We start from the raw sequence: 14709 nt of genomic DNA, 5'->3' as shown, positions 1-14709 counted from the left end.
CGGGTGGGGTATTGCTGTCGCTGTCAGTGATGCTGAGCGGCAAGGGTGCGGTGCCGGAAGCGGGCTTCCTCAAGGACATGGCCACCATGGGTATCGCCGGCCTGACCCTGTTTACCGCAGTATTGGGCGGCTACATCGCCTACTCGCTGGCTGACAAACCGGGCCTGGCGCCGGGCATGATCGGCTCCTGGATTGCCGTTCAGCACTATCAGACCGGCTTCCTCGGCGCCATTCTGGTGGGCTTTATCGCAGGCTTCGTGGTCAATCAGCTCAAACGGATCAAGTTGCCGGACTCCATGAGTTCCCTTGGCTCCATCTTCATCTATCCGCTGATCGGTACCTTCCTGGTGTGCGGCATCGTGATGTGGGGGATCGGTGCCCCGATCGCCGCCATGATGGAGGGGATGAACCACTGGCTCTCCAGCATGGCGGGATCAGGTAAAGTGATGCTGGGTGCCATCCTGGGTGGCATGACCGCCTTCGATATGGGCGGCCCGGTCAACAAGGTTGCGACCCTGTTTGCCCAGACTCAGGTCAACACCCAGCCCTGGCTGATGGGCGGTGTTGGTATCGCCATCTGTGTACCACCCCTGGGCATGGCACTGGCAACCTTCATGTCTCCGAAGCGTTACAAAAAGGAAGAGCGTGAATCCGGCAAAGCGGCCGCCATCATGGGCATGATCGGTATCAGTGAAGGTGCCATCCCGTTCGCTGCCGCTGACCCCGTTCGCGTTATCCCGGCCATCGTGGCAGGCGGCATCGTCGGCAACATCACCGGCTTCATGATGCACAGCATCAACCACGCCCCCTGGGGTGGCTGGATTGTGCTGCCGGTGGTGGAAGGCAAGATGGGCTATATCCTCGGCACCATCCTCGGCGCCCTGACCACAGCCGTCATCGTCAACATTCTGAAAAAACCGGTGAGTGAAGAGGAAGAGGTCACCACCACAGATAGCGACTATCAGGTGATTGAAGCGGAAGGGGAAGCAGACGTATTGGCCATCACCGCCTGCCCCTCCGGCGTAGCCCACACCTTCCTCGCCGCCAAGAGTCTGCAGAAGGCCGCCGCCAAACAGGGGATCAAGATCAAGGTCGAGACCCAGGGCGCCAACGGCATCATCAACCGCATCACCGCCAAGGATGTCGCCAACGCCCGCTGCGTCATCTTCGCCCACGACGTGGCAATCAAGAACCGCGAGCGCTTCACCGATATCGAGGTCATCGACGTGAAGACCAAGGAGGCGATCCACAACCCGGAAGCGCTGCTGGCCCGCACGCTGGCAGACAAGGGAGAGCAGGCGGCCTGAGCCGACTGACCCTCGCAATCTTGTACCAAACCAAGGGGCCCGCTGTGGGCCCCTTGTTTTTAGCCTCAATCAACTCTCCATCATCTCATGGTGAAAGACGTTGACTTAAAACACATTAGCCATCCACGCGACAGATCTTGGCGAGACGTCACAAATCCGGAAAGTGTCATCAAGCTGCAATTGAAGCTCCTTCGAGATGTGTATCAAATGATGCGGCCTACTAAACTGGAGCATCACAAAAATGATAAAAATCAATAAATTGGTTCTGGCTGTCACCCTCTCCCTCGGCACTGCACCGCTCTTTGCTGCGGGCTTTGTCTGCGGGGAACACATCCGCTTTGGCACCCCCTCCGAAGCGGATCAGAAACTGTGCCGCGACGGCTATGCCGCAGGCTACAACTACGACCACAAGGTCTCCGAGTGGGTGTCCTACCGGATGACCGCCCAGAGCGCACAGGGCAAGATCAAGCGCAAAGATGCCTTTGCCGAAGACAAGGAGGTGCCGGTCGCCTATCGCGCAACGCTGTCGGACTACAAGGGATCTGGCTACGACCGTGGCCATCAGGCTCCTGCGGCCGACATGGCCGCCACCGATATCACCATGAAGCAGAGCTTCCTGCTGACCAACATGACACCCCAGCTGCCAGCCCTCAACCAGAAGGCGTGGCGCATTCTGGAGGAGAAGGCACGTCAATGGGCTATCAGCCGCAAGGATGTGCAGGTCATCACCGGCCCCATCTTTACCGGCTCTGAAGAGTCCATCGGTCAGGGTGTGACGATCCCGAGCGCCTACTACAAGATCGTGATGGATCCGGCCAAACTGCAGGCCATCGCCTTTATCATGCCGCAACAGGATATTCCCGTTAGCAAGATCGCCGACTACCGGGTGTCGGTGCGTGAAGTGGAAGAGCAGACTCACCTCAACTTCTTCAGCGATATGCCCGAAGAGCAGCAGGAGACGCTGGAAGCCCGTGTCTCCCCGATGTGGAACTAACTCGAATTTGGATAGATTGATAATTAATCTATCCAAATAACAGATAGGTTGGGGAGCCAATGCTCCCGATGGCAGGGGGAAAACCGCTCCCCCTGCCCTTCTGGAAGAGCAGCCGGGAACGCGGTTCATCCCCCACGACTCGCCCCGACTCACAGTTTGACGCCCCGATAACTGCTATATTGCCCGCCTGTTTTGGTACTAACCGGCTGAATTGACGCGACTTTGCTTGGCGCTGCCAACTGGCGGCGCGCTGTGGCAATCAGCCCGACCGAGGAATCCTTCGATGAAACAGACCCTTCTCGCCCTGACGCTGAGCGGCCTGCTGGCTCTCTCCCCCCTCGCCCTGCAGGCGGCCGACAGCTCGATGCAGATAGAGAGCGACCTCAATACCCTGGTGAGCAAGCGCCAGGTGGTGGACATGCTGCTGGCCGAAGCGCAGCAGATCTACAAATCGCCGGCCAAGATCTCCCACGCCGGCTTTACCGCCAAGATGCCGAGCAACATGGAGCTGGTCACCAACCGGCTGCTGGCCGCCTACAAACTCGAACCCTATCGCACCGACTTGCTTATCTCGGCGGCCAACGCCCAGATCTACAACGGCAATATCGACCGCGCCATCTCGCAGCTGGAGCAGGCGCAGGCGGTCGCCCCCGATGACCTCGACATCAACAGCTACCTCGCCATCTGGCAGCTGGTGAAGGGTAACAAGGAGGCGTCACGCACCGCCCTGGCCAAAGTTGCAGATCGCAACGGCGGGCGCGCCGCCGATCTGGACAAGATCATCGCAAGGGTACAGCGGGTCACCACCATGGCGCTGCAGACCGAGCTGACCGAGGATCAGCTCAAGGCAAGCAAAGAGGGCAAACGCGCCATCGTCACCCTGGGTTATGCCCTCAACCCCGACGGCACCATGGACCGGATCCTGCTGGGCAGACTGCAAGCCACTCTCAAGCTCGCCAAGGCGGATCCCGATTCGCTCATCATCCTCACCGGCGGGGTGCCGCAAAATCACCAGACCGAAGGCAAGCTGATGGCCGACTGGCTGGCCAATCACGGCATCGACCGCAGCCGCCTCATCGAGGAGAACTACGCCACCAGTACGGTGGAAAATGGTCTCTACAGCGCCTATGCCCTCGCCCGCCATCAGATCAACTACGCGGTGCTGGTGAGCTCCGCCAGCCATGTCCGCCGCGGTCAGGCGGTGCTTGAAACCGCCTGCGATCAGACCGGCCCGGCCGGGCTGCAGGTGGTGAGCGTCAGCTTCCCCGACAAGCCACTCGAGGATCTGGCAAGCGTGAGCCAGAGCGAGCTGCTCGGCATCTACCGCGACGTGCTGCGTACCTACGGTATGTGGAGCTACCGCTCGGCGCCACTGATTGAGCGTTGATCAGCCGGGTTCACGCTGAACCATCCGTGATAAACCATAAAGCCCGCCACCCCGGCGGGTTTTAGCATTGCCACAAAACGGTTTTCGTTTTGCCGCCACCGCTCATTGTTCCGTATCCCTATCGCTCACAACCCCGTCTTTTGTCTGATCAGGCGAGGTGACCATACCGCCATGTATCGGGTGGACAATCTCACCGCGAGGAACATATTCAGACGACATTTCTCACCTGACAGATATCGACTGCGATTATTGGGATATATAAATAAACGCATTGATTTACCGCTCTTTTTCTAAGAACCATTGCTCGCCACAACAATATTTTCGTTATTTCATTGTCAGGCCAATAAATGGGAAAACGGCTATTCCACACCCCAGATAACGGAATAGCATCATGATAGGAAAAGGATATTCTCTCTGGCTGACAGCCCTCGCCCTTCTCAGCCTGCAGGCCCACGCCGTCGAAGTGACTGTGGCCTACCAGACCTCGGCCGAGCCAGCCAAGGTGGCCCAGGCCGACAACACCTTTGCCCGCGACAGTGGCGCCAAGGTGAAGTGGCTCAAGTTTGACAGTGGTGCCAGCGTGGTGCGGGCACTCGCTTCCGGCGACGTGCAGATCGGCAATATCGGCTCCAGCCCGCTGGCGGTGGCCGCCAGCCAGCAGGTGCCTATCGAGGTGTTCCTGCTTGCCTCCAAACTCGGCAATTCGGAAGCGCTGGTCGTCAAGCCTGAGCTCGCCTCCCCCAAAGCGCTGGCTGGCAAACGCATCGCCGTGCCCTTTACCTCCACTACCCACTACAGCCTGCTGGCCGCCCTCAGACACTGGGGCGTGGATCCGGCCAGCCTGCAGATAGTCAATCTGCAGCCGCCCGCCATCATCGCTGCCTGGCAACGGGGTGACATAGATGGCGCCTATGTCTGGGCACCGGCCCTCAATGAACTGGCTCGGGAGGGCAAGGTGCTGACCGACTCGGCCCAGGTGGGTGAATGGGGCGCGCCCACCCTCGATGTGTGGGTGGTACGCAAGGAGTTTGCCAAGGCTCACCCCGAGGTAGTGCAGGCCTTCGTCAACAGTACTCTGGCGGCCCAGCGCGGCTATCTGGACAACCCGGCAGGCTGGCTGGCACAGCCGGACAACCTCGCCAAGCTGGCAGCACTGAGCGGCGTACCGGCCACTGACGTGCCCGGGCTGGTCAAAGGCAACACCTACCTGACTGCCCGGCAGCAGAGCGACGAGCTCGCCGCGCTGGTGAACCGGACCATAGTGGACACGGCCCGCTTCCTCAAGGAGCAAGGCAAGGTGCAGAGCGCCGGCAGCGATTACAGCCAGTACGTGACCGACCGTTTCGTCAAGGCCCAGGCCCGCTGAATGACCCCAAGTAACCCGGAGGCTGCCATGCTGCAACTCACCCACCTTTGTGCCGACTACGACGGCAAACGGGTGCTCGACAACATCAACCTCACGCTGGAAGCGGGGGAGCTGATGGTGGTACTCGGCCCCTCCGGCTGCGGCAAAACCACTCTGCTCAACCTTATCGCAGGCTTTCTCACTCACCATCAGGGCGAGATCAGCCTGCAAGGCAAACCGGTGACCGGCCCCGGTGCCGAGCGGGGGGTGGTGTTCCAGAACGAGGGACTACTGCCCTGGCGCAACGTGCTGGACAACGTGGCTTTCGGGCTACAGCTGGCCGGTCTGCCCCGCCCGGAGCGCGAAGCGAGGGCCCTGGCCATGTTGCGCAAGGTGGGGCTGGAAGAGGCCCATGCCAAACCCATCTGGCAGCTCTCCGGCGGTCAGCGTCAGCGGGTCGGTATCGCCCGGGCGCTGGCCACCCAGCCGCAACTGCTGCTGCTCGACGAGCCCTTCGGCGCCCTCGATGCCTTTACCCGCGAGCAGATGCAGACCCTGCTGCTGCGCCTGTGGCACGAGCAGCGCCGCCAGGTGCTGCTCATCACTCACGACATCGAGGAGGCCGTATTCATGGCTACCGAGCTGGTGCTGCTCTCCCCTGCCCCGGGCCGGATCACCGAGCGACTGACCCTGGATTTTGGCCGCCGCTTCGCCGCCGGTGAGTCGTGCCGCAGCATCAAGTCGGATCCAGCCTTCATCGAGCAGCGTGAATATGTGCTCGGCCGGGTTTTCGCCGAACGGGAGGAGTTTGCATGACAGCCGCCCTCTCATCCTCGGCACTCCCCGCCACTGTGCGCCTGCGCTGGCCCCTGTCACGCCGGCTTGGTGTGAGCCTGCTTAGCCTGACCACCCTGCTGGCTATCTGGTGGCTGGTGGCGCACCTTGGCTGGATAAGCCCTCTATTTTTGCCGCCCCCCGAGCAGGTACTGCACCAGTTCATCACCATTGCCGGGCCGCAGGGATTCATGGATGCCACCCTGTGGCAGCATCTCGCGGCCAGCTTGCAGCGCATCCTGATCGCCCTGATAGCTGCGGCCCTGTTCGGGGTAACGGTGGGGATTGCCATGGGGCTGAGCCCCACGGTGCGCGGCATGCTGGATCCGCTGATCGAGCTCTACCGACCGGTCCCCCCGCTCGCCTACCTGCCACTCATGGTGATCTGGTTTGGCATAGGCGAGACCTCCAAGGTGCTGCTCATCTATCTCGCCATCTTCGCGCCGGTGGCCATGGCAACCCTGACGGGAGTGCAGAGCGCCCAGCAGGTGCGACTGCGGGCCGCCCAGGCGCTGGGCGCCACCCGCTGGCAGGTGTTGTGGTACGTCATCCTGCCCGGCGCCCTGCCGGAAATCTTGACCGGGCTGCGCATCGGGCTCGGGGTCGGCTGGTCCACCTTGGTGGCAGCCGAGCTTATCGCCGCCACCCGTGGCGTGGGCTTTATGGTGCAATCCGCCGGCGAGTTTCTCGCCACCGACGTGGTGCTGGCGGGCATTCTGGTGATCGCCCTGATCGCCTTCATTCTGGAACTTGGTTTACGTGCGCTGCAGCGTCGCCTGACGCCGTGGCATGGAGAAGGACTATGAGCAATACCCTGCGAATCACCCCCCTCGGCCCCCACATCGGTGCCGAGATCAGCGGCATTCAACTGGCTGAACCTTTGAGCGATAGCCACTTTGGGCAGATCCATCAGGCCCTGTTGAGCCATCAGGTACTGTTCTTTCGGGACCAGCCCATCACCCCTCTGGCTCAACGGGCGCTGGCCAACCGCTTCGGCGATCTGCACACCCACCCCATCTATCCCCATGCGCCCGAGGCCGAAGAGATCATCGTGCTCGACACCCACAACGGGAATCCACCGGACAACGACAACTGGCATACCGATGTGACCTTTATCGAGACGCCCCCGGCGCTGGCCATTCTGGCCGCCAAGCAGTTGCCGCCGGTCGGCGGAGACACCCTGTGGGCCAGCGGCATCGCCGCCTTCGAGGGGCTCTCCCCAAGGCTGCAACAACTGCTGGCGGGACTGGAGGCCGAACACGACTTCAGCAAGTCGTTCCCGGCCCATCGCCACACCGGTAGCCCGGAGGAGTACGGACGTTGGCAAGAAGCAGTAACCCGCCATCCTCCCTTGCGCCACCCGGTGATCCGCATCCATCCCATCAGTGGCCGTCAGGCCCTGTTTGTCAACGAAGGGTTCACCACCCGCCTGCCCGACTTGCCGAGGCAAGAGAGCGAGGCGTTGCTCGCCTTCCTGTTCAAGCATGTCAGCAAGCCCGAGTATCAGGTGCGCTGGCGCTGGCAAGAAAACGACATCGCCATCTGGGACAACCGGGTCACTCAGCACTATGCCAACGCCGACTATCTGCCAGCCCGGCGCATCATGCATCGGGCGACCGTGCTCGGCGACAAACCGTTCTGGCGCGCCTCTTGACGCCCAACAACGAAAGAGGGAGGCATCTTGCCTCCCTCTTTCGTTTGTACGTTTCGCCGCACCTGTCAGCTGGCGATAAAGCCCTGCGAGGTGCCCGCTTTGGGATCATCGCCGAAGCGGTTCGGCCCCTGCTGGCCGTTGCAGACCATAAAGTAGATGAGCACCAAGGTACCGATAACGGGGATAAGGCCGATCAGCAACCACCAGCCGCTGCGGTCGGTGTCGTGCAGACGGCGTACCGCCACGGCGAGAGACGGGATCAACACCGCCAGCGAGTAGATGGAGCTCAGGATCTCCTTGTCGCTGCCAATCAACCGATCCACCATCCCCACCAGCAACATGAAGACGACGTTGCAGAGCACGAACATCCAGTATTCGGTGCGACGGGCCCGCCCGCTGAATACCGCATATTGCTTGAGTACCGAGATATACCAGTTCATTTCGCCTCCAGACTGTTTTCAAAAACAAGTAGTTGCAGATCCGAACCGAGCTTAGCGCGATCAGTGCCAGCCGTCGATGACCAGCAGCTCCAGATCCCGGCGGCTAATGCGCTTGCTGTCCACCTTGACATAGACAGAGCGCTCGGCAGCGGCCAGCAGCACGTCGCTCACCCCGTCGCAGGCGCGGATCTTTTGCTCCAGAGCCGTATTGGCCTCCACCCCTTCCGGCAGCACGATGCGCAGACTGCTCACATAAGGGGGCTCCTGCATGGTGAGGCTGACACCGAGCCAGACCAGCGCCAGCACGGCGCAGCCGCCAAACACCAGCGCTGCACCGCCCAGACTGTAGAACAGACCGCCGAGGCTGCCGCCGATGGCTACCCCGATAAACTGGCTGGTGGAGTAGATCCCCATCGCGGTGCCCTTGTAGCCGGGGGGGGACTCCTTGCTGATGAGGGATGGCAGCAGCGCCTCCATCACGTTGAAACCGATGAAGAAGATCTGCAACCCGGCGAGCAGGCCCCACAGCTGCAGCCCGCTTTGCCAGAGCACCAGCTCCGCGACAAGCATCACCAGCACGCAGATCTGGAACACAAGCTTCATCTTTCTACGCTTCTCGGCATAGATGATGAAGGGCACCACGCTGACGAAGGCGATCAGCATGGTGACCAGATAGGCCTGCCACTGGCTGTCGCGGGGCAAACCGGCGCGCTCCAGCAGCGGCGGCAGCGCCACGAAGCTCGACATCAGCAGGGTGTGCACGCAGAGGATGCCGAAGTTGAGCTTGAGCAGGCGCGGGTTGGTCAGCACGGTGCGCATCCCCCCCTTCACCATGCCGGACTCGCGATTGAGCAGGTGGTCGCTCGGGGTCGGCACCAGCCAGAGGGTGACGGCGATGCCCGCCAGCGCCAGCAGGGCGATCAGCCAGAACAGGCCGGAGAGCCCCAACGCATGGGTGATGAGGGGGCCGGTCACCATGGCGATGGCAAAGGTGATGCCAAAGCTTACCCCGATAAAAGCCATCGCCTTGGTGCGGTTCTGCTCGCGGGTGAGATCAGACAAGAGTGCCATCACGGCGGCGGAGATGGCGCCACTGCCCTGCAGAGCGCGGCCGAGGATGACCCCCCAGATGGAGTGGGTCAGCGCCGCGATCACGCTGCCGAGAGCAAACATCAGCAGGCCGCCGACGATGAGGGGCTTGCGGCCCACCTTGTCGGAGAGCAGGCCGAACGGGATCTGGAACAGCGCCTGGGTCATGCCGTAGATGCCGATGGCAAGGCCAATCAACGCCTCGGAGGCACCCGCAAGGGACATGCCGTAGGTGGTCAGCACCGGCAGCACCATAAACATGCCGAGCATGCGCAACGAGAAGACGGAGCCGAGCGCCCAGGTGGCACGGAGCTCGCCCCTCGTCATGGTGAAATCATTCATGATGGCCTCGATAGGTCAGGGAAAAGGAAGAGTAATGGGGTGGCCGACAGCTGCCATGCCACACCCGATATACGGGAAAAGTGCCCGACTGGGCGGCCCCATAATAACAGAGCCGGGAAAGTTCCCGGCTCTGGATTTCATGCTTTTTAGGGGTGCGAGTCACACTGTCAGGGCAGCATGCTCACCAGCACGGGAGCGGCCTCGGGCTGGAAATCCACCGACATCATCACGCTGAGACAAGTGATGGTGACGATGGAGAACATGAACAGCTTGCGGGCCCAGAGTGCATCATCCACCATCTGCTTGTAGCCAGACAGCGCCATCCCCAGCCACCAGACGCTCACCGCAGTGGCCACCACCAGATACTTGTAGCCAGCATAACCGCCGAGGAACAGCATCAGGGTCGGCACCATAAAGGCCAGGATGTAGAGGGTGATGTGGAGCTTGGCCACCGGGATCCCCTTCACCACCGGCAATACCGGGATGTTGGCCGCCTGATAATCCTTGAAGCGGAAGATGGCAATCGCATAGGAGTGCGGCATCTGCCACAGGCTGAAGATCGCCAGCAGGATAAGCGCGCCGGAGTCGAACTGACCGCTCACCGCACAGTAGCCGATAACCGGCGGCGCGGCGCCCGAGAGACTGCCAACTAGAGTACCGTAAACCGAGCGACGCTTCATGTAGAGGCTGTAGACCCCCACATAGACAATGAAGCCCAGCACCGCCAGCAGAGCGGCCAACGGATTGGCCGCAAAGTAGAGCAGTGCAATGCCCGCAATGCCGAGCGCAGTGGCGTACCAGAGCGATACGCCGGGGGCGATCAGACCCTTCACCAGAGCACGGTTCTTGGTGCGCTCCATGATGCAGTCGATGTCCCGGTCGATGTAGTTGTTGAACACGCAACCGGAGGCAACCACCAGTGATACACCGGCCATGGTCAGAATGAACAGGGGCAGATCCATGCTCCCCTTGGAGGCCAGCAGGAATCCACCGATAACCGAGATGAGGTTACCGAAGATGATGCCCGGCTTGGTCACTTGCAGGTATTGCTTCATCATCATTGCCAGCCTGCTCAGTGGACCATCATGTTGATGTTGAGGTTGTACATGATCCACAGGGAGCCCACGATCACGATGGCAATGATGAGCACGGTAAAGACCAGTGCCACCAGATTCCAGCGCTCTTCGGACGAGGTGTTCATGTGCAGGAAGTAGACCAGATGGACGAAGATCTGCACCACCGCCATGCCGACCACGGTGGCCAGCACGGTCGCGTGGGAAGCGGAGCCATCCATCACCATCCAGAACGGGATCGCGGTCAGAATGACTGACAGCACGAAGCCGGTCAGATAGCTCTTGGCGCTGCCGTGGCTGGCGCCGTGATTGTCAACGGAATGACTCATTTACATTGCCCCCATCAGATAGACCACGGTAAAGACGCAGATCCACACCACGTCGAGGAAGTGCCAGAACAGGCTCAGGCACATCAGGCGGGAGCGGTTGCGCTCGGTCAGCCCCTTCTTGGCCACCAGCACCATCATCACGATGATCCAGATAAGGCCGCTGGTCACGTGGATACCATGGGTACCGACCAGGGTGAAGAAGGCGGAGAGGAAGGCGCTGCGATCCGGGCCATAGCCCTCGGCGATCAGGTGATGGAATTCGTAGATCTCCATCGCGATAAAGCCGGCACCCAGCACGAAGGTCACCAGCAACCAGCCGTTGACGGCGGATAGCTGGTTCTTGTTCATCGCCAGCATGGCAAAACCGAAGGTGATGCTGCTAAAGAGCAGCAGCATGGTTTCGCCAAACACGAACGGCAGCTCGAAGATATCCTTGCCGCTCGGGCCGCCGGCGGTGCCATTGACCAGGACTGCATAGGTTGCAAACAGGCATGCAAACAGGATGCAGTCACTCATCAGGTAGATCCAGAAACCGAATACCTTGTTGGCACCGGCATCGTGGTGCCCATGGTCATGGGCACCGTCGTGAGTGTGATGTAGAACGTCGGTCGCCATTGCTTCACGCCACCTTGTTGATATTTTCAAAATGCTGACGCTCGATCCGTTCGATCTCGTCAACCTGCACGTAGTAATCCACGTCGTCATTGAAGCTGTGGATGATCCAGCTGGCGATCATGCAGACGAAGCCGGCGATGGCCATCCACCAGATGTGCCAGACCATGGCAAAACCAAACACGGTGGCAAAGCCTGCGATGATGACCCCGGCCCCGGTGTTCTTGGGCATATGGATCGGGTCGTAGTGTTCGGGCTGCTGATAGGCAGAACCGTCCTGCTTGGCTTCCCAGAAGGCATCCAGCCCCTTGATCTTCGGCTCGATGGCGAAGTTGTAGAAGGGCGGCGGTGAAGAGGTTGCCCACTCCAGGGTGCGGCCACCCCAGGGGTCACCGGTCAGATCGCGGTTCTGCTCGCGGTCGCGGATGCTGACCACCAGCTGGATCACCTGACACAGCACACCCACGGCAATCAACGCGGCACCACAGGCAGCCACCACCAGCCAGCCATGGAACTGGGGATCCAGATGCTGGCTGACGCGACGGGTCATGCCCATGAAGCCCAGCACATAGAGCGGCATGAAGGCAACGAAGAAGCCGACAATCCAGAACCAGAAAGCGCGCTTGCCCCAGACATCGTTGAGCTTGAAGCCGAACGCTTTCGGGAACCAGTAGGTGATACCGGCAAAGCAGCCGAACACCACTCCGCCGATGATGACGTTGTGGAAGTGGGCGATCAGGAACAGGCTGTTGTGCAGCACGAAGTTGGCCGCCGGCACGGAGAGCAGAACCCCGGTCATGCCGCCGATGCTGAAGGTGATGATGAAGCCGACGGTCCACAACATGGGCGAGGTGAACTCGATACGACCGCGGTACATGGTAAACAGCCAGTTGAAGATCTTCACCCCGGTCGGGATGGAGATGATCATGGTGGTGATGCCGAAGAAGGCATTCACGTTGGCGCCGGAGCCCATGGTGAAGAAGTGGTGCAGCCAGACGATGAAGGAGAGCACGGTAATGGCGACGGTCGCCCACACCAGCGAGGTGTAACCGAACAACTTCTTCTTGCTGAAGGTGGCCACCACTTCGGAGAAGATCCCGAACACCGGCAGCACCAGTATGTACACCTCGGGGTGACCCCAGGCCCAGATCAGGTTGATGTACATCATCATGTTGCCACCCATGTCATTGGTAAAGAAATGGGTGCCGAGGTAACGGTCTGCGGTGAGCAGGGCCACCGTGACGGTCAGGATCGGGAAGGAGGCGATGATCAGGATGTTGGCGCACAGAGCTGTCCAGGTGAACACCGGCAGGCGCATCATGGTCATGCCCGGGGCGCGCATCTTGATGATGGTGGCAAAGAAGTTGACGCCGGTCAGCAGGGTGCCCAGACCCGAGATCTGCAGACTCCAGATCCAGTAGTCGACGCCTACCCCCGGGCTGTACTCCAGCCCCGACAGCGGCGGATAGGCCAGCCAGCCGGTCTGGGCAAACTCGCCAACCCCGAGGGAGATGTTGATCAGCACCACGGCGGCGGCGGTGAACCAGAAGCTCACGTTGTTGAGGAAGGGGAAGGCCACGTCACGGGCGCCGATCTGCAGCGGCACGACAATGTTCATCAGACCGATCACCAGCGGCATCGCCACGAAGAAGATCATGATGACGCCGTGCGCGGTGAAGATCTGGTCGTAGTGGTGCGGTGGCAGAATGCCGTCGCTGCCGGCCGAGGCCATCACCTGCTGAGTCCGCATCATGACCGCATCGGCGAAGCCGCGCAGCAGCATCACCATACCGAGGATGAGATACATGATCCCGAGGCGCTTGTGATCCACCGAGGTGAGCCACTCTTTCCACAGATATTGCCACTTGCCGAAATAGGTAATGAGACCGGCGATGGCCAGCCCCCCCAGAATGATTCCGGCCACCGTCACCATGATGATGGGTTCATGGTACGGAATGGCGTCGAGCGTTAATTTTCCAAACATCGTTATTCCTCGGATCCCGCTTTCACAGAGTTGTCATCCATTGCCATGTTCATATGGCCGGCATGATCCATGTGTTCGTCTTGCGCCATGTCGCCATGGTTCATCTGTGAGTGATCCATCCCCTGATGGGTCATGGTCTCCCCCTGCGCCATGGGCATCTCGTGGGTCATCCCCTGATGCTGGCCGTGCTTCATGTCACCCATGAACTTGTTGATCAGGGTGACAAACAGTTTCGGGTCGGCACTGGAGAAGTACTCCACCGGATGGAACTCGCTCGGTTTGGCCAGCGCATTGAACTGATCCATGGTGATCAGCTGTTTTGGCGATGCCTTCACCTTGGCAACCCAGGCATCAAAACCGGCCTGATCCGGAGTAGCGATGGCATTGAACTTCATGCCCGAGAAACCGGCACCGCTGTAGCTGCTGGAGATGCCGTCATACTGGCCCGGCTCGTTGGCGATGAGGTGCAACTTGGTCTGCATGCCCGCCATCGCATATATCTGGCCGCCCAGACGCGGAATGAAAAAGGAGTTCATCACGGTATCGGAGGTGACCCGGAAATTGACCGGCGTATTGACCGGGAATGCCAATTCATTAACCGATGCAATACCCAGTTCTGGATAGACAAACAACCACTTCCAGTCGAGGGAAATAACATCGACCTGAATCGGTTTCACCGTGGAATCCAGCGGTTTGTAAGGATCCAGTTCGTGAGATGTTTTCCAGGTAATGGTGGCAAGAATAACGATAATAATGACGGGAACGGTCCAGACAACCGCTTCAATCTTGTTGGAGTGAGACCAGTCAGGTGTATATTTGGCGTCGGTATTCGAAGCTCTGTATTTACGAGAAAATACCACGGCCATAATAATTACAGGGATCACCACGATTAACATCAGGCCAAGGGCCGTCAGTATCAGTGATTTCTGTTCCAGACCAATCTGCCCTTTGGGGCTCATCAGAGCCATGTCACAGCCAGTCAGCATGCCGGCGGCCGCGAGCAACAGCAAGGCACCCAAACCCCTCTTTAATGCAAAAGGTTTCATGCAGCGTCCTTTATCTTCGCAAGGCTAAAGTTGTAAAAAAAACGCATCATTCTGAACAAAACCTGACTATGTGAACAACATGAAAAATTAATCTCGATGTTGTGCCCGAGTTGGCGTTTGCATGTAACAGTTGTTAACCGATGACCAATAACCCGCTGCATAAAATCGGTCGTTCATTAATTCATCGCACCCTGCTTTTATTTCAATCAGCTTGGCGTCAGAGCAAGAGAACCGCACGCAATTAACCTTGTACTATTCATGGTCAAATAACGG

Annotated in this window: 14 protein-coding genes; 7 read left to right on the top strand and 7 right to left on the bottom strand. The window is 59.8% G+C overall.

The genetic code is table 11. From position 1 onward, the window contains the following. The 7 genes from AACS24_RS21095 to tauD all read left to right on the top strand — a co-directional run. A partial coding sequence (locus AACS24_RS21095; RefSeq protein WP_258223015.1) for a fructose-specific PTS transporter subunit EIIC occupies positions 1 to 1307 on the top strand: 1307 nt, incomplete at its 5' end. Between the two features lie 241 nt (positions 1308 to 1548). Next, positions 1549 to 2301, top strand: a complete 753-nt coding sequence (locus tag AACS24_RS21090; RefSeq protein WP_108571904.1) for a DNA/RNA non-specific endonuclease — start codon at positions 1549 to 1551, stop codon at positions 2299 to 2301. A gap of 283 nt (positions 2302 to 2584) precedes the next feature. After that, the gene (locus AACS24_RS21085) at positions 2585 to 3688 is read left to right on the top strand and encodes a YdcF family protein (RefSeq protein ID WP_108571903.1); all 1104 of its coding nucleotides are present in this window, start codon (positions 2585 to 2587) and stop codon (positions 3686 to 3688) included. 391 nt (positions 3689 to 4079) lie between these two features. Further along, positions 4080 to 5054 (top strand): taurine ABC transporter substrate-binding protein, encoded by a 975-nt coding sequence (gene tauA, locus AACS24_RS21080; protein WP_108571902.1) that lies wholly within the window; start codon positions 4080 to 4082, stop codon positions 5052 to 5054. Further along, a complete protein-coding gene (gene tauB, locus AACS24_RS21075) occupies positions 5055 to 5849 on the top strand; it encodes a taurine ABC transporter ATP-binding subunit (protein WP_375124385.1) in 795 nt (264 codons plus the stop codon). Continuing rightward, positions 5846 to 6673, top strand: coding sequence for a taurine ABC transporter permease TauC (tauC, locus tag AACS24_RS21070; protein ID WP_108571900.1), 828 nt, complete (start codon positions 5846 to 5848; stop codon positions 6671 to 6673). Before tauB ends, tauC begins: the two co-directional genes overlap by 4 nt. Further along, positions 6670 to 7521: a taurine dioxygenase gene (tauD, locus tag AACS24_RS21065; RefSeq protein ID WP_108571899.1), complete on the top strand. Its 852-nt coding sequence runs from the start codon at positions 6670 to 6672 to the stop codon at positions 7519 to 7521. Before tauC ends, tauD begins: the two co-directional genes overlap by 4 nt. A gap of 65 nt (positions 7522 to 7586) precedes the next feature. Here the strand turns inward: tauD and AACS24_RS21060 are convergent, their stop codons facing one another. The 7 genes from AACS24_RS21060 to cyoA all read right to left on the bottom strand — a co-directional run bounded on the left by AACS24_RS21060 (position 7587) and on the right by cyoA (position 14436). Further along, positions 7587 to 7961, bottom strand: coding sequence for a DUF805 domain-containing protein (locus AACS24_RS21060; RefSeq protein ID WP_033114300.1), 375 nt, complete (start codon positions 7959 to 7961; stop codon positions 7587 to 7589). A gap of 60 nt (positions 7962 to 8021) precedes the next feature. Continuing rightward, positions 8022 to 9392, bottom strand: coding sequence for an MFS transporter (locus AACS24_RS21055; RefSeq protein WP_108571898.1), 1371 nt, complete (start codon positions 9390 to 9392; stop codon positions 8022 to 8024). 167 nt (positions 9393 to 9559) lie between these two features. Beyond that, complete coding sequence (cyoE, locus tag AACS24_RS21050) at positions 9560 to 10453, bottom strand: heme o synthase (protein WP_108571897.1); 894 nt, start codon at positions 10451 to 10453, stop codon at positions 9560 to 9562. 11 nt (positions 10454 to 10464) lie between these two features. After that, on the bottom strand, positions 10465 to 10794 hold the full coding sequence (locus AACS24_RS21045) for a cytochrome o ubiquinol oxidase subunit IV (RefSeq protein WP_033114297.1): 330 nt from the start codon (positions 10792 to 10794) through the stop codon (positions 10465 to 10467). Further along, positions 10795 to 11409: a cytochrome o ubiquinol oxidase subunit III gene (locus AACS24_RS21040; RefSeq protein WP_108571896.1), complete on the bottom strand. Its 615-nt coding sequence runs from the start codon at positions 11407 to 11409 to the stop codon at positions 10795 to 10797. A 4-nt stretch (positions 11410 to 11413) separates the two neighbouring features. Further along, positions 11414 to 13390 (bottom strand): cytochrome o ubiquinol oxidase subunit I, encoded by a 1977-nt coding sequence (gene cyoB / locus AACS24_RS21035; protein ID WP_108571895.1) that lies wholly within the window; start codon positions 13388 to 13390, stop codon positions 11414 to 11416. A 2-nt stretch (positions 13391 to 13392) separates the two neighbouring features. Beyond that, the gene (cyoA, locus tag AACS24_RS21030) at positions 13393 to 14436 is read right to left on the bottom strand and encodes a cytochrome o ubiquinol oxidase subunit II (protein ID WP_108571894.1); all 1044 of its coding nucleotides are present in this window, start codon (positions 14434 to 14436) and stop codon (positions 13393 to 13395) included. Between the last annotated feature and the right edge of the window lie 273 nt (positions 14437 to 14709).

It is taken from the genome of Aeromonas sp. HMWF016, assembly GCF_963878195.1.
GTDB classification, from domain to species: domain Bacteria; phylum Pseudomonadota; class Gammaproteobacteria; order Enterobacterales; family Aeromonadaceae; genus Aeromonas; species Aeromonas lacus.
Note: the sequence above shows the minus strand (reverse complement) of the source record. Positions and strands in the feature narration are given on the sequence as shown.